This is a genomic window from Streptomyces sp. NBC_01304, assembly GCF_035975855.1.
GTDB lineage: Bacteria > Actinomycetota > Actinomycetes > Streptomycetales > Streptomycetaceae > Streptomyces.
Window position 1 is genome coordinate 4,260,309 of the sequence record NZ_CP109055.1, and the last position, 24,082, is coordinate 4,284,390.

The window sequence follows — 24,082 nt, forward strand, 5'->3', positions numbered from 1 at the left end:
TCACGCCTTCAGGGTGTCCTTCCGGTACAGCCAGGCGGCGCCGCCGGCGAAGAGCGCGAAGTACACGGCGAGGATCGCGATGTCCTTCGCACCGGGGGCGTTGCCCAGCTCGATGGCCTGGCCGAGTGCAGCGTACGCGTGGGTGGGGAGCCATTCCGCGATGTTCTGCAGCCACTGCGGGTAGGCGGTGGTGGGCATCCACAGGCCGCCCAGGATGGAGAGGCCGAAGTACAGGATCATCGTGACCGGGCGGACCGCGTCACCGCTGACCAGGTAGCCGAGGGCGACGCCGAGCGCGGCGAAGACGAGGCTGCCCGCCCAGATCACGCCGGTCAGCGCGAACCACTGCCAGGTGTCGAGTCGTACGCCCTTGGAGGCGGCGGCCACGATGAACACGATGACGATCGAGGGGAGCGAGACCACCGCGGCGCTCGCGATCTTCGCGAAGACGTAGCCGCGGCCCGGCAGGGTGGTCAGGCGCAGCTGGCGGACCCAGCCCTTCTCGCGCTCCTTGGCGATGCGTTCGCTGTTGCCCATGAGAACGGCGGTGAGGGCGCCGAAGGAGGCCATGGCGACCATGTAGAAGGCGGCGGTGGTCAGGCCCGTGCCCTTCACGATCTCGTTCTTCTGCGGGCCCGCGATCATCAGGAAGAGCGCGGACGGGTAGACGATCGAGAAGAACAGGAACTTCTTGTTGCGTACGGCCCGGGTGATCTCGAGCTTCATCAGCGGGGCGTTGACGGTGAGAGTGCTCATGATGCCTTGGCCTCCTCGGCCTCGGTGATGGCTACGAAGGCCTGCTCCAGGCCGAGGCCCGCGACTTCGAGGTTGCGGGGGTAGAGGCCGAGGCCGTAGAGCGCGTGGACGGTGGCGTCGGCGTCGTGCGACTGGATGCGGACGGTGTGGCCCGATACGTCGAGCGTGGCGAGGAACGGGAGCCCGCGCAGGGCGAGTTCGTCGATCTGGCCCTCCAGGTCGAAGGAGACCTTCCGGGCGCCCGCCTTCGCCTTGATCTCGGCGGCGGTGCCGTCCGCGAGGAGCCGGCCGCGGTGCAGGACCAGGACGCGGTCCGCGATGGCGTCGGCCTCTTCGAGGTAGTGCGTGGCGAACAGGACGGTGCGGCCCTGGTCGGCCTGCTCGCGCATGGTGGCCCAGAAGGCCTGCCGTGCGGTGACGTCCATGCCGGTGGTCGGCTCGTCGAGGACGATCAGGTCGCTGTCCCCGGCGGTGGCGAGCGCGAAGCGGACGCGCTGCTCCTGGCCGCCGGAGAGCTTGTCGACCTTGCGGTCGGCGATCTGGGCGATGCCGGCGCGGGCCAGCACCTCGTCGACGGCGTACGGCCTGGGGTGCAGGGCACAGGCGAGCTTGACGATCTCCCGCACGGTGACCTCCTCCATGAGGCCGCCGCTCTGCAGCATGGCGCCGACCCGGCCGGCGACGATCGCGTCCCGGGGGCTGGTGCCGAACACCTCGACGGTGCCGCTGTCCGCGGGGCGCAGGCCGAGCAGGAGGTCCAGGGTGGTGGACTTGCCGGCGCCGTTCGGGCCGAGCAGGGCGACGGTCTCGCCGGGGTGGAGCTCGAGGGAGAGTCCGTCGACGGCACGGACGGATCCGTAGCTCTTGGATACGTTCTCGAAGCGCACCACGCCTGCGGGGGAGGTGCCCGCCGCCTGCTTCGTGGCTGCCGTGGAAGTCGTGGTCATGGGTTCTACGATCGCTGGGCGGGGGCCCTGCCCGGCAGTGTCGCGGGTCGTGAAGGCGGCATGACGGATGTCATGCGGAGGGCATGCGGTTGCTGCTGGGCAGGTGGCGTACGGATGCCGTGCCCGGGCATGCCGGAGCCCCGGCCGCGCTTGCTGCGACCGGGGCTCGGGTGGCTCGGCTCTGGCTTGTCAGCCAGGGGGAGATCGGGCTGGTCAGCTCGGGTTGGTCGGGATCGTCACGATGCGCTCGGCCGGGGTCTTGCCGCGCAGGGCCTTGTCCACCGCGAGGGCGACTTCCTCGACGCTGAGGGGCTTCTTGCTGCCGTCGCCCTTGGTGACCATGACGCCGACGAACGCGCCGCCGTACAGCTCCTTGAGCGCCACGCGGTCGTAGTACGGGACGAGCTTGCCGCTGTCCGACGCCTTGACGCTCACGAACTTGTAGATCGACTTCTCGGGGCTGAACGACACCGTGTGCGTCGCGTCCGTCTGGACCGTGATGAGGCCGGACATCGCGGGGGTCGCGAACTCCTTCATCATCCGGTCGACCTCGGCCTTGGTGATCTTCGGCTCGGCGGAGGTCACCGGCAGCTGGACGGCGGTGTCCTCACCCGTCTCCAGCTTGGTGCGGTACGCCTCCTCGATGGCCGTGATCGAGCCCTCGGGGTTGAGCGCCTTGCCGGCCGTGCCGTAGACGGCGACCGCCTTGCCGGGCTTGAACTCGATGGTGCCCTCGCCCGAGCTGCCGGCGGCGCCCGCGACCCGCTCCAGGGAGTCGCGCAGCTTCTCGTCGTCGGTCAGCAGGACCGGGTCGATCTCGCGCTGCTGGCCGAAGAGCGAGCCGATCACGGAGACCGGGTTGTAGTCGCTGCCCGCGGCCTCGCGCACGGTGGCCTGGCCGTCGAGGGAGAGCCCGGACTGCTCCGGCTCCAGCGTCGCGTCCTCGCCGTCGATCGACAGCTTGAGCGGCTCCTTGGCGCGCTTGTCGAGGGCGGAGTTGAGCTTCTTGACGGCCTCGTCCCGGGTGCCGCCGCCGATGTCGACGCCGAGCACGCTGGTGCCCTTGGGCACGTCCGAGTGGTTCATCAGGAGCCCGGCGCCATAGGCCACACCGGTCAGGCCGATGACGGCGCTCGCCGCGAGGACCAGCTTGTTGCGGCCCTTCTTCTTGGGCCTGGAACTGGTGGTGGTCGGCGGCTCGCCGCCCTCGCCGCCCTGCTGCGGGCGGGGGGCGGGCGGGTCCGGCAGGACGGGCGGCGTGTGCGGGGTGTGCGGGGTCGCCTGCGGGCCGAACGGCGAGTTCGACGCGGGCGGCACCACGGGGATCCCGCTGGTCAGGGTCGAGCCGGAGACATGGCCGCCGGGCGCGGGGGGCTCCCCGGCCGGGGACTGCGGCGTGAGCACCGCGGTGTCGTCGCTCATCCGCGGGGGCTCGGGGCGCGGGCCCGGTCCGCCGAGGGGGGCGCCACCGCCCTGGCTGAAGCCGGGCGGGAGCAGGGGGCCCTCGCCGGTGGCGGGGCCGGTGGTCGGTCCGCTGGGGCCGCCCGGCTTGGGCGCACCCGCGCCGGGGCCCGCACCGGGACCGGCGCCGATGCCCGCGCCCGGTCCGGCGAGCGAGCCGGGCGGGCCTGCCGGGGTGTTGCCCAGCGGGCCGGGGCGGCCGTTCGCCGAAGGTGCGGCGGCCGGTGCGCTGCCGTTCCCGGAGAAGAAGGGGAGGTCACCGCGCTGGGGTTCCGCGGCACCGGGGCCGCCGCCGGGTGTGCCGGAGCCAGGGGCTCCGCCACCTCGCGTACCGGGACCGGGACCGGCACCAGGACCGGAACCACCGGCAACACCCGCGCCCGCACCGGGACCCGCAGCAGGCCCGGAACCCGCAGCGGGCCCGGCGCCCGGACCCGCAGGCCCCGCCGACTTCCGCGGCGCGAACCAGTCGCTCGTCTTCTCCTCCGCCTGCCCGGAGTCACCGGCACCGCCCTCGGAAGCGGCGGAACCGGAAGCTCCGGCCGCCGTCCGATCCGGGCCGGCACCCGCGCCCGCCGAGGCAGCAGCACCGTCCGACGCCTCGCCGTCATTGACCGGCGTACGCATCACGACAGGCGGAATCGGCCGCGAACCGGGGATGTTGATCCGGATCCGGGTGGTCAGCGTCGTCTGGGTGGCTTGCGGGTCGGACTCGTCCGGCTGCGGCTCCACCGGCTGACGCTCCGCTTCCGCGCCCGGGGACCCCGGAGGCACGGCACCGCCGGGAGCGCCGTACGGCGGCGTCCCGGAGGGGTAGGCAGCACCTCCGTGCCCCTGAGGCCCGGAGGACGAACTGTCAGTTTCACGACTCAAGGCAGGTTCTCCCGATCGGCTCCGCCGCCCGCCAAATCTTCTATCTCAACAAACCCAGCACCGTGCGCGGGCAGCTCGGCGGCGCGCACCACCATACTGGCCGCGGTCGGCACGCATCCTGTGACCGCCGTCAACGGGCGGGAAAGCAGTGCTTTGCACCCGGCGAAGTGGTACGTCACTTGCCAAGTCGGGCAGCGGGCCTGGCCGGTTGCGCCGGCAGCCCGAGCGTGGCGCACATCACAGCGAGGGCCATTCCGCCCAGCAGATAGAGGTACGAGCCGACTCCGGCGCCGAACACGAAGTCACCCTCCGGCCGGGTCGACGTCAGCAGCATGACGGCAACCAGCCAGCCGGCGCCGCCCGCGAAGGCCCCGCCCCTGGTCCCGGTCAGCCGTACCCCGCCGTAGAACAGTCCGGTCGAGCCGAGCAGCGCGAGCAGCAACCCGCCCGGAAACCAGGCCGATTGAAGCAGCGCACCCGCGATGCCGACGACCGCGCCGACCACGAGGAGCAGCGCGTACAGGGCGATCCGCCCCGGCTTGAGCGGCTCGGTCAGAAATCCACCGGACCCGCCGGACCCGGACCCGCCGGACCCGCTCATGACGCCTCCACCGTTGACTCGGCTCCCGCGGTTCCTTCGGCTCCTTCGGTCCCGTCCGCGATCCCCGCGAACAGGTCCGTCTCGCGCTCCCCCGCCGGCGCCCCCGACTCCCCGCGCACCAGCTCGTAGTACTCGACGTCGAAGAGCGGCTGGACCAGGTCGTTGGAGAGGACGAACCACGGCTCCAGGACCGAGACCTGAGTGGCGTGCGCGCTCATCGCGGCCGCCTTGGCGCGTACGTACGGAGGAGAGCCCTCGGTGCCGTCGATCTCCGCGGTGATCAACGAGTCGTCGACCACGCCCGGTACGTCGTCGACCTCCGCGACGCCCGCCCACGGAAGGTGACCGATGGCGCCCTCGCGCAGCACCTTGAAGCGGGCCTCGGCGACCGAACGCGGGACGCGGTTCCAGTAGACCTTCGCGATCCGGTGGGCCTCGCCGAGGTCCTTGCGGAAGGCGGCCTCGGCGGCCAGGTCGGCGGCGCGCATGGCGACGCGGTGGGCCTGGATGTGGTCGGGGTGGCCGTAACCGCCGTCGGGGTCGTACGTGATGAGGACCTGGGGGCGGGTCTCGCGGATCACCTCGACGAGGGACGCGGCGGCGTCGTCCACGTCGGCGGACCAGAAGGCGCCCTCGCGGTGGTTGGTCTCCAGGCCCATCATTCCGGAGTCGCGGAAGCGTGCCGTGCCGCCGAGGAAGCGGTGGTCGGCGACGCCCAGCTCCTTCATCGCGGCGGACAGCTCGCCGATGCGATGGGAGCCGAGCGTGTCCTCCTGGTCGGCCACGAGATGGCCGAGCTCGGGCGGGATGACCTCGCCCTCCTCGCCGAGCGTGCAGGTCACGAGGGTGACATGGGCACCTTCGGCCGCGTACCTGGCCATCGTCGCGCCGTTGTTGATGGACTCGTCGTCCGGGTGCGCGTGCACCAGGAGAAGGCGTCGGCTTCGGGCCGGCAGTTCCGTCATGCCCCCACCCTACGAGGCGCGGGGCCGGTGACTCAGAACTTGATGTCGCTGATCATCCCGGCCACGTTCGTCGTGACCTCGCTGATGGTCGGGGCCACGGAGGAACTGGCCAGATAGAAGCCGAGCAGGACACAGACGGCCGCGTGCCCCGCCTTGAGCCCGGCTTTCTTGACGAGCAAGAAGACCACGATCGCGAACAGCAGCACCGCCGAAATCGAGAGCGCCACGGCGGCTCACCTCCCACCACACCAGAGCAGCTGAACTGCCGGACCAGCAACGACTAGTAACGACTCAGGGCTCTATAGGCATACCGGCCCGGTTATACCCACCCAGCGCTACGGATCTTAACGTTACGTGCACGCGCATCGTTCGGTGCATGGCAGCACGAGGGGCGCATGATGACCCGGCGATCAGTAGCCTCGGGGCATGGAATCACCGCAGCTCTCCTTCCCTCGCCAGTACGCGCGCACGCAGCGCTTCACGCTCGGCGCCCCGCGCGCGTTCACGGTTTCACCGGACGGCAAGCGTGTGGTCTTTCTGAGGTCGGCAGCCGGAACCGATCGAGCTAATCAGTTGTGGGTGCTGGACGTTGAGGCCGGTGGCGGCACCGAGCGGGTGGCCGCCGATCCGGTCGCGCTCCTGGGCGGTGCGGCCGAGCGGCTGTCCGCCGAGGAGCGGGCCCGGCGCGAGCGGAGCCGTGAAGGCGGCGCGGGCATCGTGGGTTATGCGACCGACAGCGCGGTCGAGTTGGCCACGTTCGCGCTCTCGGGCCGGCTCTTCGCGGCGGAGCTGCGCGCGGGCACGGCACGTGAACTCCGCGTCCCCGGGCCGGTGGTCGACCCCCGGCCGTCGCCGGACGGGCGTCATGTCGCGTACGTCTCCGGGGGCGCCCTGCGCGTCACGGGGGCCGACGGTGAGGGGGACAGGGCGCTCGCCGGGCCCGGGTCCGGCGAGGAGGAGACCGTCGTCTGGGGCCTCGCGGAGTTCATCGCGGCCGAGGAGATGCAGCGCAACCGCGGCTTCTGGTGGTCGCCGGATTCCGACCGGCTCCTGGTCGCGCGGGTCGACGACGCCCCGGTGCGGCGCTGGTGGATCTCCGATCCGGCGCACCCGGACCGGGAGCCCGCGCAGATCGCGTACCCGGCCGCGGGCACGCCCAACGCGGAGGTGCGGCTCTTCGTGCTCGGCCTGGACGGCACCCGCACCGAGGTGGTCTGGGACCGGGCGCGCTTCCCGTATCTGGCGCGCGTGCACTGGTCCTCGGACGGGGCCCCACTGCTCCTCGTACAGGCGCGTGACCAGCGCAGTCAGCTGTATCTGGCGGTGAATCCGGCGGACGGCTCGACGCGGATGGTGCATGCCGAGGAGGACCCGGACTGGCTGGAGCTGTTCCCCGGAGTGCCGTGCTGGTCGCCGAGCGGCAAGCTGGTGCGGATCGTCGACGAGGGCGGCGCCCGGGTGCTCGCGTGGGGCGAACGGCCGCTCACCGGGCCGCAGTTGCACGTCCGCGCGGTCCTGGACGTGACCGAGGAGGACATCCTGGTCGCGGCGTCGGCGGGCCAGGCCGCGGCCGATCCGGAGGTCGGCGAGATCCATGTCTACCGGGTCAACGAGCTGGGCGTGGAGCGTCTTTCGCAGGAGCCCGGGGTGCATTCGGCGGTCCGCTCGGGTGGCCTGACCGTCCTGGTCTCCGCCACCCTCGACCGTTCCGGCGCACAGGTCCAGGTACTGCGCGACGGCAAGCAGGTGGCGACTGTCGCCTCATACGCCGAGCGCCCGGGGCTCACCCCGCGCGTGACGCTGACCGAGGGGGGCGCACGCAAGATCCCGTGCGCCGTCCTGCTCCCCACGGGGTACCAGGAGACGGACGGCCCGCTTCCCGTACTGCTCGATCCGTACGGCGGCCCGCACGGCCAGCGCGTCCAGGCCGCGCACCATGCCTTCCTCACCTCGCAGTGGTTCGCCGACCAGGGCTTCGCGGTCGTGGTCGCGGACGGCCGGGGAACGCCCGGGCACTCCCCCGCCTGGGAGAAGTCGATCAGGAACGACCTCACGCTCACGCTGGACGACCAGGTCGACGCGTTGCAGGCGCTGGCGGCGACGTATCCCTTCTTCGACCTGAGCCGGGTGGCGATCCGCGGCTGGTCGTACGGCGGCTATCTCGCGGGGATGGCGGCGCTGCGGCGGCCGGATGTGTTCCACGCGGCGGTGGTGGGGGCTCCGGTCACGGATCTCCGGCTGTACGACACCCATTACGAGGAGCGGTACCTGGGCGATCCGGGCACGGCCCCGGACGTGTACCGCCACAACTCCCTGGTCTGGGACGACGGTCTGGTCGAGGCGGCCGGGCGGCACTGCCCGATGCTGATCGTGCACGGACTGGCCGATGACAACGTGGTGGTGGCGCACTCGCTGCGGCTGTCCTCGGCGCTGCTCGCGGCGGGGCGGCCGCACGAGGTGATTCCGCTGTCGGGGGTGACGCACATGACGCCGCAGGAGGAGGTGGCGGAGAATCTGCTGCTGCTCCAAGTGGACTTCTTGAAGCGGTCGTTGGGGCTGTAGCCGGCACTCCGCCCCCGGCCGGTGGCGCGCGGCTACCAGCCGGGGGGCGGATGGGACGGCGGGGGCGGGCCGTAGCCGCCCGCGGGGCCCCACCCCTGGGGGCTGTCCTGGTACTGGTACGGGCGCCGGCCCGGGCGGGCCAGGACGGCGAGGACGATCGCGCCGGCGAGGACGAAGAACCCCGAGCTGAGCAGGGAGAGCTGGGTGCGCAGCGGGGCGTCCATGACTTTGTCGAAGGTGTCGTACTTGATGGCCAGACTGATGCTCAACGCGCCCCAGAACAGTGCCGCCGAGCCTGCCGCCAGGCCGAGCGGGCGGCTGAACACCGCGCGGTTCAGCGCCGCCACGGCGGCCACCAGGGCGAGCACCGCGAAGGCGACCGCCGCCCAGCGCACCGGTGTGCCGAGCATCGAACCCACCGCCTGCTCGCCGCCGGTCAGATACGTCCGGTACGCCTTCCAGCCGTACTCCTGGAAGAAGTCGACCTCCCAGGCGACCCATATCGCGGCGACCGCGCCGAGCAGGACGAAGGCCGTGGCGGCCGCGCCGGTGGTGAGCCGGGGCGGTTCCTCGTCGGCCGCGGTGGGCGGGTAGCCGTAGCCGCTGTGTCCCACCGGCCTGCGGCCCGCCGCCGCCGTGAGCAGGAGCGCGCCCCCGAGGCCCACGGTGACACCCGCGGACAGGAGGGCCTGGAAGTGCACATCGAGGTCGTCGTAGTGCCCGAGCCAGCCCTCGGTCAGGATCCACAGGTTGATCCCGCGCAGCACCACGGTGACCGCCCCGGCCGCCACGAGGGACGAGGCCGCGGACGGCGAGCGCATGGCCGTGACGGCGACCGCCCCGCAGACCAGGGCGATGACCGGGTCCGCCAGACCGGTGACCCAGATGTCCTGGTTCTCGAAGAGCCGTGGCAGCCCCGCCCATGACCACCACACATGGCCGGGCTCCTCGGCGGTGACGAGATCACGAATGATCCAGCCCAGTGAAATCAGCGCGATGAGCGCGGAAATCACGGTTCCGAATATCCGCGCTCCACGCGTAAGAATCTGCGGCTGCCCCATGAGCCCCAGATCCTCCCGCCCTCCGGGCCGGACAACAAGGGGGTACGACCGGTCGGAGGGACATGGCGCCCTCCGACCGATCCACGGCACCCGCACGGCCGTACGCTGTTCAGGATGGCGCGTCCGTATATCGGAGGTGCGACAGTCAAGTTGCCTGCGTGTTAACGAAATTGGTGGGTCTTTGGCTTGATATGTCGCTCGACCTGACGCCTCGTCAAGCACGCGTCCACGACAATCTGCACAACGTTCACTCAAGAAGTCACGGAATGGGGCCCATTACCTCCCTCGGCTCTTGACTGGCATAGACCTCCAGGGCCACAGTCCGCTCATTAACAGCGATCGGGCCGGCGGGGCCCGTTCGCTCAGTGCACCGCGGAACTGGGTATTTCGGGGGCTCGCACGATGACAAGTCCATCTCAGGCCGGACCGACCGGAATTGCCGATCTCGGTCCCAGCGGTATTGATCCACATTCGATTTCGCTGGGCAAGGAGGAGGAGCTCACCGGGCGTTCTCCGGGACAGCTCGCGTGGCGACGATTCCGGCGCGACCGGACCGGTGTGGTGTCGGCGTACATCGTGCTGTTCTTCTTCCTGGTCGCGATTCTGGCGCCGGTGATCGGCTGGCTGTACGGGAAGGATCCGTACACCACGTACGGACTCGACCGGCCGGAGCTCCTCGACCCGATCACCAGCTATCCGACGAAGCCCAACGGGGGCATCGACGGCGAGTTCTGGTTCGGGATCGAGCCCAAGCTCGGCCGGGACGTGCTGATGCAGCTGGTCTACGGGATCCGTATGTCCCTGCTCATCGGGGTCGTCGTCACGGTGCTCTGCACGGTGACCGGGATCGTGATCGGGGTGACGGCCGGCTACATGGGCGGGCGGACCGACTACTTCCTCGGCCGCTTCGTCGATCTTCTGCTCTCCTTCCCGCAGCAGCTTTCCTTCGTCGCCTTCATGCCGGTGTTCACCGCGCTCTTCGTGAGTCCGCAGAAGGAGACGCCGACCTATTTCCGGGTCACCGTTCTGATCATGGTGCTCTGGATTCTGGGCTGGATGCCGCTGGCCCGGCTGCTGAGATCACAGGTACTCAGCCTGCGGGAAAGGGAGTTCGTCGAGGCCGCACGGGTCTCCGGCGCACCTCCCTGGCGGATCATCCGCAAGGAACTTCTGCCCAATGTGATGACGCCGATCCTGGTGCAGTCGACCTTGATGCTGCCCAACTTCGTGACGCTGGAGGCCGCGCTCTCCTTCCTCGGCGTCGGCCTCGTGGAGCCGACTCCCGACTGGGGCCGGATGTTCGCCAAAGGCGCCGGATTCTACGAGGGCGACATCACCTACATGTTCTTCCCCGGTATCGCCATGGTGATCTTCGTGGTCGCCTTCAACCTGCTGGGGGACTCGGTCCGGGACGCCATCGACCCGAAGACCAAGCACTGAGTACGTCTTCAGGAACGTACAAATAAGGCAGGTGCATTCGTGACCATGAGGAATTCGACGCAATCCAAAGTGCGGGCCTCGGCGGTGATCGTGGCGGCCGGCGCACTCGTCCTTTCCGCGTGCAGCAGCGGCGGCGGGGGCGACAAGGGCAAGGACCCCGAGGAGAAGATCGAGCAGCAGACCATCTCCATCGGCACGGCAGCGGACTCGCAGGGACCCGCCCCCGAGATATCCGGCGCCAAGAAGGGCGGCACGGTCACGGTCCTGCAGCGGGATGCCTTCGAGCATCTCGACCCGGGCCAGATCTACGTCAGCGACGAGCTGATCCAGCAGACGCTCTACAACCGCACGCTGACCACGTACAAGATCGACGACAAGACCGGCAAGGTGACGCTGGTCGGTGACCTCGCCACCGACACCGGGAAGTCCTCCGACGGTGGCAAGACCTGGACCTACACCCTCAAGGACGGCCTGAAGTTCGAGGACGGCAAGACGATCACCTCGAAGGACATCCGGCACGGCATCGAGCGGCTGTACGCCAAGTACCAGACGGCGGGCCCCACTTATCTGCAGCAGTGGCTGTCGGGTGAGGGGCAGGACTACCGCAAGGCGCTCCCGGACGGGCCGTACAAGGGCAAGCATCTGCCGGCCAGTGTCCTGGACACCCCGAACGACAAGACCATCGTCTTCCACTTCGACCAGCCGCGCGCCGAGGTGCCGTTCGCCGTCGCCATGCCGAACATCACGGCGGTGCCCGCGGCCAAGGACACCAAGGAGAAGTACGACAAGGCGCCGGTCGCCTCGGGCCCGTACAAGGTGCAGAACTTCAAGCCGGACAAGTCCGTCGAGTACGTCAAGAACGACCAGTGGGACCCGAAGACGGACGCCGTGCGCCATCAGTACGTGGACAAGTTCAGCGTCTCCTTCGGCCACCAGTGGGTGGACTCCACCCGGCGGCTCGTCGCCGACAGGGGCGTCGACAAGAACGGCATGACCTGGACCAACGCCGTTGACCCGTCGCTGACTTCGACGGTTCTGGACAACAAGGCCGCGATGGCACGGTCGTTCACCAAGACCCAGCCGTACGTCGACGTGATCAGCATCAACATGGACCGGGTCAAGAACAAGAAGGTCCGCCAGGCGCTCGCCTGGGCCTTCCCCGCGGGCCAGTACCTGCAGCAGTACGGCGGTCCGAAGGCCGGCGAGGTCGCCGGGTCGCTGGTCGGTCCGACGCTCAAGGGCTACAAGGAGTTCGACCCGTTCCAGAAGAAGAAGTTCCCGGCGGGCAACATCGAGAAGGCCAAGGAACTCCTGAAGGGCGTTCCGGCGAGCGAGAAGACCCTCGTCTATGCCTACTCCAACACCGACGTCGCGCAGGACGCCTCGATCGTCGTGGAGCGGGCCCTGGAGAAGGCGGGCTTCCAGATCGAGAAGAAGGAGCTGGACTCGACGACGTACTACACGCAGATCGGCAAGGTCGACAACCCGTACGACTTCTACCGCTCTTCGTGGGGCGCCGACTGGCCGTCCGCCTCGACCGTGGTGCCGCCGCTGTACGACGGCAACCAGATCTACGACGACTCGGCCAACTACTCGCACGTCAACTCCCCCGCGATCAACAGTCAGATCGCGGCGGCGTCGAAGTCCACGGACATCGACAAGGCGGCCGGCGAGTGGGTCAAGATCGCGCAGAACGTCCTCAGCGACGAGGTCGCGCAGGTCCCGACCTTCTACAACCGGCTGTTCACCGTCTGGGGCTCCGGCCTCGGTGGCGTGAAGTACCACGAGCCGTACGGCGCCGTGGATCCGACCGCCATCTACGTCAAGTAGCCCTGAGGCTCGGCTCTTCCTCCGGGACCGGTCCGGCCCGTACGGCGGCCGGTCCCGGAGCTGACCGAAAGATCACGAATCCATGCTGAGATTCCTGTTCCGCCGCTCGCTCGGTGCGCTGGTCATCCTGCTTGTCATCAGCGCGGTCACCTTCTTCATGTTCTTCGTGCTGCCCGCGGAGCCCGCCAGGCTCGCCTGCGGAAAGAACTGCAGCCCCGACGCGCTGGCGATCATCAGGGAGAACCTCGGCCTCGACAAGGCGATTCCCGTGCAGTACTGGGAGTACATGCTGGGGATCTTCGTCGGCCGTGATCTGCCGGTGGGCCGCTGCGACGCGCCCTGCTTCGGGTACTCCTTCGTCAACAACGAGTCGGTGTGGGGCACCATCCTCGACCGCTTCCCGACCACGCTCTCGCTGGCCGCGGGCGGCGCCGTCGTGTTCCTGACCGTGGGCGTCGGCATCGGCCTGGTCGCGGCCGCGCGCCGGGGCACCTGGATCGACAAGTTCTTCAGCTCGCTGTCGCTGCTCGGCGCCTCGATGCAGATCTACTTCGTCGGCGTGCTGTGCCTCGCGTTCTTCGTCTCCCGCCTCGGGTGGCTGGATCAGCCCGCGTACTACCCGATCACCGAGGACGTGGGTCAGTGGTTCGCCGGGATGCTGCTGCCCTGGCTGGTCGTCTCCATGATCTTCATCGCCAACTACAGCCGTATGACGCGGTCCTTGATGGTGGAGCAGCTGCAGGAGGAACATGTCAGAGCCGCCCGGGCGAAGGGCATGGGACGGCCCGCCGTCTTCTTCCGCTACGCACTGCGCGGGGCCATGGCCCCGGTGGTGACCATCTTCGGCATGGATCTCGGCTCGCTGATCGGCGGCGCGATGGTCACCGAGTTCACCTTCACGCTGCACGGCATCGGACGCCTCGCGGTCGAGTCCGTGCGGCTCACCGATCTGCCGATGCTGATGGGAGTGATGCTGGTGAGCGCCGCCGCCATCGTCCTGTTCAACATCGTGGTGGATTCCCTGTACGCCGTGCTCGATCCGCGCGTGCGGCTGACCTAGGACACGCGCGTACGGCTGACCTAGGACACGAGAGAACGCCGACCCGGACAGCAGAACGCCGACCTGGACAGCAACACCCCTTTCAAGGCCCTGAGTTGGAGGAGTCCGCGTATGACCACACTCGCCAAGGCCGAGAACGAACCGCCGCCCGATTCGGGAGGCGGCGCGTTCCTCTCCGTGCGTGATCTGTATGTGCAGTTCAGTACGGAGGACGGCATCGTGAAGGCGGTGGACGGGCTCTCCTTCGAGCTGGAGCGCGGCAAGACCCTGGGCATCGTCGGGGAGTCTGGCTCGGGCAAGTCGGTGACCAATCTGTCGATCCTCGGGCTGCACGACTCCCGGCACACCACCACCCGTGGCGAGATCATCCTGGACGGACAGGAGATGACCGGCGCGGGCGAGAAGACCCTGGAGCGGCTGCGCGGCAACAAGGTCGCCATGATCTTCCAGGACGCGCTGACCGCGCTCTCGCCCTTCTACACGGTCGGCCGGCAGATCTCCGAGCCCTATCGCAAGCACACCGGGGCCTCCAAGAAGGCGGCCTGGGACCGGGCCGTGGAGATGCTCGGCAAGGTCGGCATTCCCCAGCCGAAGCAGCGGGCGCACGACTATCCGCACCAGTTCAGCGGGGGCATGCGGCAGCGCGCGATGATCGCCATGGCGCTGGTCTGCAACCCCGCGCTGCTCATCGCCGACGAGCCGACGACCGCGCTCGACGTGACCGTGCAGGCCCAGATCCTGGACCTGCTCAGCGATCTGCAGCAGGAGTTCGGCTCGGCGATCGTCCTGATCACCCATGACCTGGGCGTGGTCGCCAACACGGCGGACGACCTCCTGGTGATGTACGCGGGGCGGGCGGTGGAGCGCGGGCCGGTGCGGGAAGTGCTGCATGCCCCGCAACACCCGTACACCTGGGGTCTGTTGAGCTCGATCCCGCGTCTTGAGTCCGATGTCACCGAGGCGCTGACCCCGATCCCGGGGACTCCGCCGAGCCTGCTGTCGCCGCCCCCGGGGTGTCCCTTCCATCCGCGGTGCGGATTCCCCTCCGAGGTGCAGGGCGGCGGGCTGCGGCGGTGCTCCGAGGAGCGGCCCGCGATGCCCGACGGGCGGGGCTCGGCGTGCCACCTCTCGCCGGAGCAGAAGCACACGATCTTCATCGAGCAGATCAAGCCGCGGCTGAGGTAGAGGGAGTTGTGCAATGGCGCACGAGGCCACCGTTCCCGCCGTCCCCGCCCCGCGTGAGGCGGCTCCGGCCGGTTCCGAGGTGCTGCTGCGCACCGAGGGGCTGAAGAAGCACTTCCCGGTGTTCGGCGGCTTCCCGTTCCGGCGCCGGGTCGGGGCCGTCCAGGCGGTGGACGGCATCGATCTGGAGCTGCTCGCGGGCGAGTCGTTCGGCCTGGTCGGCGAGTCGGGCTGCGGCAAGTCGACCACGGGCCGACTGCTGACCCGGCTGCTCGAACCGACCGAGGGCACCATCGCGTACCAGGGGAAGGACATCACGCACGCGGGGCGCAGGCAGCTGGCGCCGATCCGCCCCGAGATCCAGATGATCTTCCAGGACCCGTACTCGTCACTGAACCCACGCCAGACCATCGGCACGATCGTGTCGAGCCCGATGGAGATCAACGGCATGAATCCGCCGGGCGGCCGCGAGGCCCGGGTCCGCGAGCTCCTGGAGATCGTCGGCCTCAACCCCGAGCACTACAACCGCTTCCCGCACGAATTCTCCGGTGGACAGCGTCAACGCATCGGCGTGGCACGGGCGTTGTCCCTCGAACCCCGTCTGATCATCGCCGATGAGCCGGTGTCGGCCCTGGACGTGTCGATCCAGGCGCAGGTGGTGAATCTGCTGCAAGAGGTGCAGCGCGAGATGGGCATCACGTTCCTGTTCATCGCGCACGACCTGGCCGTCGTACGGCACTTCTCGCACCGGGTCGCCGTGATGTACCTGGGCAAGATCGTCGAGATCGGCGACCGCGACTCGATCTACGAGCGGCCCCGCCACCCCTACACCCACGCGCTGCTCTCGGCGGTCCCCGAGGCCGCCCTGGCGCCCGAGGGCACGGAGCCGCGCGAGCGGATCCGGCTGGCAGGCGACGTGCCCTCGCCCATCAACCCGCCCTCGGGCTGCCGGTTCCGGACGCGGTGCTGGAAGGCGCAGGACAAGTGCGCGGCCGAGGAGCCGCCCCTGATCCAGATCGCCGGCAACCGCGCGGGGCACCTCACGGCCTGCCACTTCCCGGAGGACCCGACGACCGAGGCGCGTGACGAGGACGTGGTCCTCGACCCGGCGCTGCGCAGCCTGGAGGAGGACCTTCCCTGAGCGGGCCGGCCCCGGACAACTCCGATGTGAACCCCGCGACTTGGGTAACGTCTGTGCTGCGGTGACGTGCCCTGATCACAGCCCGGCCACAGTCGTGTGCCAGGCTGTGCGGGCGTGCTGTGTGCCGCGCGTGACGCAGGGTGGCCGACGGGGGAGAGCCGGACAGCATGTCGGAAATGAGCAGGAGAACCGTAGGCCACTACCGGCTGCGCCATCCCCTCGGGCAGGGCGGCATGGGCCACGTCTGGCTCGCCGACGACCTGGACCTGCAGATCCAGGTCGCCCTCAAGGAGATCCAGCTGCCCGGCGGCCTCACCGAGGACGAGCGCGCCCAGCGCATCGCCCGCGCCCGGCACGAGGCGCGCAACGCGGCCCGGCTGCGCCACCATCCGCATGTCGCCACCGTCATGGGCCTCGTCGAGGACGACGGACTGCCGTGGATCGTCATGGAGTACGTCCAGGGTGCGACCGACCTCGATGCGCTCATCCGCGAGCACGGCCCGCTGCCCCCCGACGAAGTGGCCCGCATCGGCGCGGACGTCCTCAACGCGCTGACCGCCGGGCATCAGCTGGACATCGTCCACCGGGACGTCAAGCCCGCCAACATCCTGCTGGCACCCGACCATTCGGGCCGCCCCCTCGCCCGGGTGATGCTCGCCGACTACGGCATCTCCCTGCGCATCGACCCCGGCCACACCCGGCTCACCCAGGACGGTGTGATCGGCACCCCGGGCTATCTCGCTCCGGAGCGCATCCGCGGCGCCGAACCCTCGCCCGCCACCGACCTGTTCTCGCTCGGCGTCATGCTCTATTACGCAGCCGAGGGAACCGGCCCCTTCGATCGTGCCGAGGGCCTCGCTGCGCTCGCCGCCTCCCTGCTCGAGGAGCCGGCACCGCTGCGCCGGGTCGACGGTCCGCTCGCGGAGGTCATCGCGGGGCTCCTGATGAAGGATCCCGGGCAGCGCATGCCGGCGGACCGGACCGCCCACCTGCTCGCCGCGGTGACGGCCCCGGCGAATTCCTCCGATCCCAGGACTCCTTGGCCTGCGACACCACAGCCGCCCTCGCCCTCGCCCGCACCATCACCCGCGCCGGGATCCAGCACGCCCGGGCAGGCCGGGCCGGGCGTCGGCACACCTGGCCAGAGCGGGCCCGGCTTCGGCGCACCTGGCCAAGGCGGGCCCGGCTTCGGCGCACCTGAGCAGGCCGGGCCGGGATTCGGAACCCCCGCCCAGGCTTTTGGAACGCCGAGCCCCGCGCCCGTCATGGGCGGACCCCTGGCTCCGTCCCCGGAGATACCCGGGTCCCCTGGATCCACCGGGTCCCCCGGGTCCACTGGAGCCCCCACCGGACCGCTCCACTCCCCCGGCCTGGACTACGCCGGCGGCGCCCACGCCCAGAACAACACCCCCTACATCCCCCCGTTCCCGAGCACTCCGCCGTCCCCCTTCGCCCCCACCGTGCCGAGCCCCGCCCCCGGCCGGCTGCGCAGCCTGCGCTCCCGGGTCCTCGCGGCCGCCCTCGCCGTCGCCCTGATCGGCGGCGGCATCACCACCGGCATCGTCCTGCTCCAGAACCGCGACAAGGGCGGCTCCGGCAACAGCACGGACGGCGGCTCGAACGGCGGCTCAACCGAGGGCTCGAACGGCGGCAGCCCCTCGGCAAACCCCGATCAGGTCGCCGTCAGTGACAAACCCGTGGTCATCGGCACCGCGTCCGACTCCACCGGACCGGCAAAGGCGGTGCCGGGCGCGAAGCGCGGCGGCACGGTCAATGTCCTGCAGAGCGGCGGGATCGAGCATCTCGACCCCGCCCGCCAGTACTACAGCTCCGAGTTCACCGCCCAGAGCCTGTACAACCGCACGCTCACGACATACAAGGTCGACCCCGGGACCGGCCGCATGACCCTGGTCGGCGACCTCGCCACCGACACCGGGAAGTCCTCGGACAACGGCAAGACCTGGACGTACACGCTCAAGGACAACATCCGTTTCGAGGACAGCTCCCTGATCACCTCGAAGGACGTACGCCACGGCATCGAGCGGCAGTACGCGGACTTCGCCCTCGAAGGCCCGACCTATCTGCCGCAGTGGCTGTCCGGAGACGACTACCGCGGCAAGGTCCTGCCCAAGGGCCCGTACGGGGGCAAGCACCTGCCGGACAGCGTTCTGGAGACCCCGGACGACAGGACCGTCGTGTTCCACTTCGACCGGCCGCGCGCCGAGGTGCCGTACCTGATGGCGCTGCCCACTTCGTCCCCGGTGCCACAGGACAAGGACTCCAAGGCGGCGTACGACACGAAGCCGGTGGCCTCGGGACCGTACAAGATCGAAAGCTACACGCCGGGCAAGAGCCTGTCCCTGGTGCGGAACAGCCAGTGGGACCCGGACACCGACGCCGTACGCCACAACCACGTCGACGGGTTCGAGGTGTCCCTCGGTCTGTCCCAGGACGAGGCGACCGTGCGCCTGCGGGCGGGCACCGGCGAGAACGCGACCGCCATGTCCTGGACCAATGTCATCACCCCCGCCGGGGCCGCGGCCGTCCAGGGCGACCCGAAGCTCAAGAAGCGCTCGCTCACCGCACCACAGCCCTTCGTCCGCTCCGCCACCATCAACACCAAGCGCATCAAGGACAAGAAGGTCCGCGAGGCCATCGCCCGTGCCTTCCCGTCCGGGACCTATCTGCAGGCGTACGGCGGCAAGAGCGCGGGCGAGGTCACCGGGTCGCTGTACGGGCCGCCGCTCGAAGGCTCGGCCGATTTCGACCCCTTCGACAAGGTCGGGAAGCCCGACGGCGATCCCGCCAAGGCCAAGCAGCTCCTCGAGGAGGCCGACGCCACGGGAAAGAAGATCGTCTACGCCTACCGCCGCGACGGCCGGGACGACCGGGCCGCCGAGACGGTGAGCCAAGCACTGGAGCGGGCCGGATTCAAGGTGGAGCTCAAGCCGCTGGAAGTCACCGAGTTCTACTCGGAGATCAACAATCCGGACAGCACGTTCGATCTGTACCCGACCTCCTGGTCCGCCGACTGGCCGTCCGCGTCGACCGTGGTGTCACCGCTGTTCGACGGCAGTTACGCCGACAAGGACATGACCAATTACGCGAAGCTCAAGGACCGCGAAGTCGACTCGCGCATCGACCAGGCCGAGCGGATCGCCGACCCGGACGAGTCCACGAAGACGTGGGCCGAGCTGGGCCGGGACATCCTCACCGAGCACATCCCGCAGGTCCCGATCTTCACCTCACGGATCCTCACGGTGTGGGGCCCGCGCCTCGGCGGGGTGAAGTACCAAGGGCTCTACGGGGCTCTCGACCCCACCGCCGTGTACGTCAAGAAGTAGCTGCGCACGTCAAGAAGTAGCCGTATACGTCCGGAAGTAGCCGTGTACGTCAAGAAGTAGGCGCCGGACCGGCCGGGTGGACACGCACCCCGCTCACCTCCCCGCCGGGACGGGTTGCCTCGCGCACCGCCGGGGCGATCTCCTCCGCCCAGCGGGCGAGCGCCGACTCGTCCGGGGCCGCGCCGCCCGGCGCGAAGTACACGAAGCCGGACGCGCCGTGCTCCAAGGCCGCGCCGGTCAGCTCCTCGACCCACTGGTCGACCGAGCCGCCCACCCAGCGGCCGTCGTCGTCGCGGGTACGGGCGAGCGGGGTGGGGGTGATGGCGCCGGGCAGGTTGTAGACGGTGGCGATGTCCCCGGGGTCGCGGCCCGCCGCCACCGCCGCCTCGTCGATCACCGGACGCGAGGTGCGATACCGCTCACTGAGCCAGTCCGCGGCATGCCCGGGGAACCAGCCGTCGGCCAACCGCCCGGTGACGGCCAGGGACTTCGGCCCGACCGAACCGGTCCACACGGGCGCGGCCGGAACCGGGGCAGGCTGCAGGCCCTCGACCCGGTGGAACTCCCCGTCGAAGGTGACCGGTTCGCCCCCGTCGGACAGGGCCCTGACCAGCGTGATCGCCTCCTCGAAGGCACGCACAGCGGCCCCGGGCCCGAGCCGCTCCACGCCCAGCCGGACGATCTCGTCCCACAGCCCGCCGACCCCGAGCCCGAGCACCACCCGGCCGCCGGAGAGCGCGGAGAGCGAGGTGATCGTGCGGGCCAGCATGGGCGCGGGACGGCTCGGCAGGTTGGTGACGCAGTCGATGACCGTGATCCGGCCGGTCCGGCCGAGGACGACCCCGAGCACTGCGTACGCGTCCAACCGGTCGCCGAAGTAGGGGTGGTCGGAGACCGTGAACAGGTCGAGCCCGGCACGGTCCGCCTGCTCGGCGCGCTTCAGCACCTCCTCGGCGGAACCGACGGCGGTGCTGCCGTGGGCACCGAACAGAGGGCCGCGTGGGGAAGTGGACAGCTGTTTCATCGGCTTGCCTTCCAATAGTTCGTGCTACGAATCATGTGGCGGTAACCTGACCCCATGGCCAAGTCCGATGAGGGGCAGATGGGAGTCGTCGCCGCACTGGTGCGCTCCGCGTTTCTGGTGAACGCCGTGTACGCCGAGTCGAGCAGGGCGTACGGAATCACCTCCCAGCAGGGCCAGTTGATGTGCGTCCTGATGGCCCGGCCGCTCGGGATGAGCGAGCTCGGCGCCACCCTCGGCCTCGCCAAGTCGAGCCTCACCGGCCTGGTCGACCGGACCGCCCGGCACGGCCTGGTGCACCGCGAGCCGGACCCCGCGGACGGGCGGGCGATCCGGGTGGCGCTCACCGAGAAGGGTGCCGCGCTCGTGGACGAGTTCTACACCGAGACCTGCCGGCGCATCGAACTGCTCCCCGAGGGCCTGAGCAAGGCCGAGCGCGCGACGCTCGCCTCGCTCCTGGCCCGGGTGGTGCAGGACAACAAGGTGCCCGAGGTCTTCTCCGAGACCTCGTGACCCAGCCCCTCAAGCCGTACCGAGCAGCTCACGCCGTACCGAACAGCTCGGCGAACCGCCCCGTGAACAGGTCCGCCCCCTTGTACTCGGCGACCATCCGCGCGGGCAGCACGTTCGGCCCTTCCGGCGAAGGGAACTGCCCGACCCCGCCGGTCGGACCGAGCGGCAGCAGCACGGCCGGGACGGGCGAGGGCCGGTAGACGGCCTCGGGCCGCTCGCCGCGGACCCGCGCGAGGATGTTCTTCGCCACGACTTCGGCGTGCTGCATCGCGTACCCGGCCATCTTGGCCTCGGCGAGATCGGTCAGGTCGCCGACCGCGTAGATGTGCTCGTACCCCTCGACATTGAGCTCCTCCGTCACCCGGACCTGCCCCTTGGGCGTGCGGACCGCGGCCAACTCCCCTTCCAGGGGCTCCCCGTTGATGCGTACGCCGTAGCACCGGAACCAGATGTCGGCGGTCAGCGGCCCGCCGGAGGTGGCGACGGTGAACGTCTTCGCCTGCCCAGGACCGGTCGGCGGCTCACCGGTCAGACTCGTGCCGAGCCGTACCTCGACACCGAGTTCGGCGAGCTGGCGGGTCAGGTCGGCGCGCATCTCGGGCGCGAAGCCGGGGACGAGTTCCTCGGCCGGGTCGACCAGCGTGACCTCCTTCTCCGGCCACACCGCCTTGATCTCACCGGCCAGCTCAAGCCCGACCGGACCGGCCCCGACGAGCAACACCCGCCCTGCCTCGCCGAGTTCGGCATGCGTGGCCCGCAGCCGTTCGAGGGCGACCTCGGCGGTGTCGGTGTCCGGCTTGGCGGGGAAGGGGTAGCCGGAGCCGGTGGCCAGGACCAGGTAGTCGGCGTCGACGCGCTCCCCCGAGCCCAGCGTCACACCCGCGGCGTCCACCGAGGCGGCGCGGTCCCGGACGAACCGGCCCCGCTGGAGCAGGGTGTCGTACGGGAAGAAGATGTTGTCCGCCCAGTCGGGCTTCACCAGCGCCCGCAGCGATCCGGCCGCGTGCACGAAGGCGTCCTTGGGGTCGATGAGGACGACGTCCGTGTCCTCGTCCAGCGCCTTCGCGACGGCGGATCCGCCGTAACCCCCGCCTATGACGGCGACGGTGGGCCTTGCGATTCCCTTGCCCATGGCCTTGCTCATGACGTGTCACTCCCGGCAATCAGCAGCAGTAGTTCGTAGTACGAAGTTAATTGATTCGCACTACGAACTACAACCGCTGCCGGTGAACCAGCCCTCAGTCTTTGGGCCTAGGCCCAGAGTCGGGCTCCTGCGTCGGCTCCGTCGGAACCACCTGCTTCTCCTCCGCGAAATGGCACGCCGACTCATGCGCCGCAGGCCCGCCCTCGAGCCGGAACACCGCAGGCACCGCCAGCTCCGGCACCTCCAACTGGCACCGCTCCTGCGCCTTCCAGCAGCGCGTACGGAAGCGGCAGCCCGAGGGCGGGTTGGCGGGCGAGGGCACATCGCCGAAGAGGATGATCCGCTCCCGGTGCTCCCGCGCCGCGGGGTCCGGCACCGGGACGGCGGAGAGCAGCGCCTGCGTGTACGGATGCGTCGGGTGCTCATAGATCTCGACGTCCGTGCCGATCTCGGCGAGCCGGCCGAGGTACATCACGCCGACCCGGTCGGAGATGTGCCGCACGATCGACAGATCGTGGGCGATGAAGACGTACGACAGGTTGAACTCGTTCTGCAGCTGCTCAAGGAGGTTGATGACCTGCGCCTGCACCGACACGTCGAGCGCCGACACCGGTTCGTCGGCCACGATGATCTCGGGCCGCAGCGCCAACCCCCGGGCGATGCCGATGCGTTGGCGCTGGCCGCCGGAGAACTGATGGGGGTACCGGTTGATGTACTCGGGGTTGAGCCCGACGACGTCGAGCAGCTCCTGCACCTTCTGCCGGCGCGAGCCCTTCGGGGCGACCTCGGGGTGGATCTCGTACGGCTCCCCGATGATGTCGCCGACCGTCATGCGCGGGTTGAGCGACGTGTAGGGGTCCTGGAACACCATCTGGATGTTGCGGCGTACGGCCTTCAGGGCGCGCCCCGACAGGTTGCTGATGTCCTCGCCCTTGTAGCGGATCTCGCCCGCCGTCGGCCGCTCCAGGTTCACCAGCATCTTGGCGACGGTCGACTTGCCGCAGCCGGACTCGCCCACGATGCCGAGGGTTTCGCCCTGGTGCAGCGCGAAGTCGATGCCGTCGACGGCCTTGACCGCGCCGACCTGCTTCTTGAAGAGGATGCCGCGCGTCAGCGGATAGTGCTTGACCAGACCGCGCACTTCGAGGATCGGCTCCCCGGAGCGAACCGGCGCCGCGTCCTGGGCCTCCTTGGTGAGCTCAGGCATCTCGCAGCGTCTCCTTCCAGAAGTGGCAGGCGCTCTGCCGGTCCTCGCTGACCTTCGCCAGCGGCGGCACATCGGTGCGGCAGATGTCCTGGGCCCTGGGGCAGCGCGGGTTGAAGGCGCAGCCCGGCGGGATCGCCATCAGGTTGGGCGGCAGGCCCTTGATCGCGTACAACTCCTGGCCCTTCTGGTCCAGGCGCGGGATGGAGTCGAGCAGGCCCCGGGTGTAGGGGTGGGCGGGCGCCTTGTAGATCTCGTGCACGGGGGCGTGCTCGACGATGCGGCCCGCGTACATCACCGCGATCTTGTCGGCGACGTCCGCGACGACGCCCAGGTCGTGGGTGATGAGGATCAGCCCCATGTTGAGCTCGCGCTGCAACTCCGCGAGCAGGTCCATGACTTGGGCCTGAACGGTGACGTCGAGGGCCGTCGTCGGCTCGTCGGCGATGATCAGCGCGGGCTCCAGTGCCATCGCCATCGCGATCATGATGCGCTGGCGCATGCCGCCGCTGAACTGGTGCGGATAGTTGGAGACCCGCTCCTTGGCGGCGGGAATCCTGACCCGGTCCATCAGCTCGACGGCCTTGGCCTTGGCGTCCTTGCGGGACATCCCCCGGTGCACGGTGAACATCTCGCCGAGCTGTTCGCCGACCGTGAGCACCGGGTTCAGGGAGGACAGCGCGTCCTGGAAGATCATGGCCATCTCGGCGCCCCGGATCTTGCGCCGCTCCTCCTCCTTGAGCTTGAGGAGGTCCTTGCCCTGGAAGAGGATCTCGCCACCGGCGATCTTCCCGGGCGGCATGTCGAGGATGCCCATGATGGCCTGCGCGGTGACCGACTTGCCGGACCCGGACTCACCGAGGACCGCCAGGGTCTCGCCCGCGTCCACCGAGTAGGTGACGCCGTTGACGGCCTTGGCGACCCCGTCCCTCGTACGGAATTCCACCTGCAGATCGCGTACGTCGAGCAGCATGCGG

19 protein-coding genes are annotated in these 24,082 nt (G+C 69.7%); 8 read left to right on the forward strand and 11 right to left on the reverse strand.

What is annotated here, in order from left to right; translation table 11 throughout:
• From OG430_RS18515 to OG430_RS18540, 6 genes are all read right to left on the reverse strand, one after another.
• Positions 1–756, reverse strand: a complete 756-nt coding sequence (locus OG430_RS18515) for an ABC transporter permease (protein ID WP_327353634.1) — start codon at positions 754–756, stop codon at positions 1–3.
• The gene (locus OG430_RS18520; protein ID WP_327353635.1) at positions 753–1,703 is read right to left on the reverse strand and encodes an ABC transporter ATP-binding protein; all 951 of its coding nucleotides are present in this window, start codon (positions 1,701–1,703) and stop codon (positions 753–755) included. Before OG430_RS18520 ends, OG430_RS18515 begins: the two co-directional genes overlap by 4 nt.
• Positions 1,704–1,916: 213 nt before the next feature.
• The gene (locus OG430_RS18525; protein ID WP_442816513.1) at positions 1,917–4,037 is read right to left on the reverse strand and encodes a hypothetical protein; all 2,121 of its coding nucleotides are present in this window, start codon (positions 4,035–4,037) and stop codon (positions 1,917–1,919) included.
• Between the two features lie 175 nt (positions 4,038–4,212).
• Positions 4,213–4,638, reverse strand: a complete 426-nt coding sequence (locus OG430_RS18530; RefSeq protein WP_327353637.1) for a DUF6113 family protein — start codon at positions 4,636–4,638, stop codon at positions 4,213–4,215.
• Positions 4,635–5,603, reverse strand: coding sequence for an N-acetyl-1-D-myo-inositol-2-amino-2-deoxy-alpha-D-glucopyranoside deacetylase (gene mshB / locus OG430_RS18535; protein ID WP_327353638.1), 969 nt, complete (start codon positions 5,601–5,603; stop codon positions 4,635–4,637). The genes OG430_RS18530 and mshB overlap by 4 nt, the downstream gene beginning before the upstream one ends.
• Before the next feature lie 32 nt (positions 5,604–5,635).
• Positions 5,636–5,830 (reverse strand): hypothetical protein, encoded by a 195-nt coding sequence (locus OG430_RS18540; RefSeq protein WP_327353639.1) that lies wholly within the window; start codon positions 5,828–5,830, stop codon positions 5,636–5,638.
• Positions 5,831–6,029: 199 nt separating this feature from the next.
• Between OG430_RS18540 and OG430_RS18545 the strand changes: the two genes are divergently transcribed.
• Positions 6,030–8,165: a S9 family peptidase gene (locus OG430_RS18545; RefSeq protein WP_327353640.1), complete on the forward strand. Its 2,136-nt coding sequence runs from the start codon at positions 6,030–6,032 to the stop codon at positions 8,163–8,165.
• A 32-nt stretch (positions 8,166–8,197) separates the two neighbouring features.
• On the opposite strand, the gene OG430_RS18550 is transcribed toward OG430_RS18545, so the two are convergent.
• Positions 8,198–9,178 carry a hypothetical protein gene (locus OG430_RS18550; protein ID WP_327353641.1) on the reverse strand — a complete coding sequence of 327 codons (981 nt, stop codon included), beginning with the start codon at positions 9,176–9,178 and terminating at the stop codon, positions 8,198–8,200.
• A gap of 450 nt (positions 9,179–9,628) precedes the next feature.
• Here OG430_RS18550 and OG430_RS18555 point away from each other — a divergent pair, with 450 nt between their 5' ends.
• The 6 genes from OG430_RS18555 to OG430_RS18580 all read left to right on the forward strand — a co-directional run bounded on the left by OG430_RS18555 (position 9,629) and on the right by OG430_RS18580 (position 19,223).
• The gene (locus OG430_RS18555) at positions 9,629–10,666 is read left to right on the forward strand and encodes an ABC transporter permease (protein ID WP_327353642.1); all 1,038 of its coding nucleotides are present in this window, start codon (positions 9,629–9,631) and stop codon (positions 10,664–10,666) included.
• Between the two features lie 45 nt (positions 10,667–10,711).
• The gene (locus OG430_RS18560) at positions 10,712–12,496 is read left to right on the forward strand and encodes an ABC transporter substrate-binding protein (protein WP_327353643.1); all 1,785 of its coding nucleotides are present in this window, start codon (positions 10,712–10,714) and stop codon (positions 12,494–12,496) included.
• An 82-nt stretch (positions 12,497–12,578) separates the two neighbouring features.
• On the forward strand, positions 12,579–13,556 hold the full coding sequence (locus OG430_RS18565; RefSeq protein WP_327353644.1) for an ABC transporter permease: 978 nt from the start codon (positions 12,579–12,581) through the stop codon (positions 13,554–13,556).
• 111 nt (positions 13,557–13,667) lie between these two features.
• On the forward strand, positions 13,668–14,741 hold the full coding sequence (locus OG430_RS18570; protein WP_327353645.1) for an ABC transporter ATP-binding protein: 1,074 nt from the start codon (positions 13,668–13,670) through the stop codon (positions 14,739–14,741).
• A 13-nt stretch (positions 14,742–14,754) separates the two neighbouring features.
• A complete protein-coding gene (locus OG430_RS18575) occupies positions 14,755–15,879 on the forward strand; it encodes an ABC transporter ATP-binding protein (protein WP_327353646.1) in 1,125 nt (374 codons plus the stop codon).
• Between the two features lie 176 nt (positions 15,880–16,055).
• On the forward strand, positions 16,056–19,223 hold the full coding sequence (locus tag OG430_RS18580) for an ABC transporter substrate-binding protein (protein ID WP_327353647.1): 3,168 nt from the start codon (positions 16,056–16,058) through the stop codon (positions 19,221–19,223).
• Between the two features lie 49 nt (positions 19,224–19,272).
• Here OG430_RS18580 and OG430_RS18585 read toward each other — a convergent pair whose 3' ends face one another.
• Positions 19,273–20,247 (reverse strand): LLM class flavin-dependent oxidoreductase, encoded by a 975-nt coding sequence (locus OG430_RS18585; RefSeq protein WP_327353648.1) that lies wholly within the window; start codon positions 20,245–20,247, stop codon positions 19,273–19,275.
• 54 nt (positions 20,248–20,301) lie between these two features.
• Here OG430_RS18585 and OG430_RS18590 point away from each other — a divergent pair, with 54 nt between their 5' ends.
• Complete coding sequence (locus OG430_RS18590) at positions 20,302–20,757, forward strand: MarR family winged helix-turn-helix transcriptional regulator (RefSeq protein ID WP_442816514.1); 456 nt, start codon at positions 20,302–20,304, stop codon at positions 20,755–20,757.
• Between the two features lie 28 nt (positions 20,758–20,785).
• On the opposite strand, the gene OG430_RS18595 is transcribed toward OG430_RS18590, so the two are convergent.
• The 3 genes from OG430_RS18595 to OG430_RS18605 all read right to left on the reverse strand — a co-directional run bounded on the left by OG430_RS18595 (position 20,786) and on the right by OG430_RS18605 (position 24,078).
• Positions 20,786–21,901, reverse strand: a complete 1,116-nt coding sequence (locus OG430_RS18595; RefSeq protein ID WP_327353649.1) for an NAD(P)/FAD-dependent oxidoreductase — start codon at positions 21,899–21,901, stop codon at positions 20,786–20,788.
• Between the two features lie 94 nt (positions 21,902–21,995).
• Positions 21,996–23,108 carry an ABC transporter ATP-binding protein gene (locus OG430_RS18600; protein ID WP_327353650.1) on the reverse strand — a complete coding sequence of 371 codons (1,113 nt, stop codon included), beginning with the start codon at positions 23,106–23,108 and terminating at the stop codon, positions 21,996–21,998.
• The gene (locus OG430_RS18605; RefSeq protein WP_327353651.1) at positions 23,101–24,078 is read right to left on the reverse strand and encodes an ABC transporter ATP-binding protein; all 978 of its coding nucleotides are present in this window, start codon (positions 24,076–24,078) and stop codon (positions 23,101–23,103) included. The genes OG430_RS18600 and OG430_RS18605 overlap by 8 nt, the downstream gene beginning before the upstream one ends.
• Positions 24,079–24,082 lie beyond the last annotated feature (4 nt).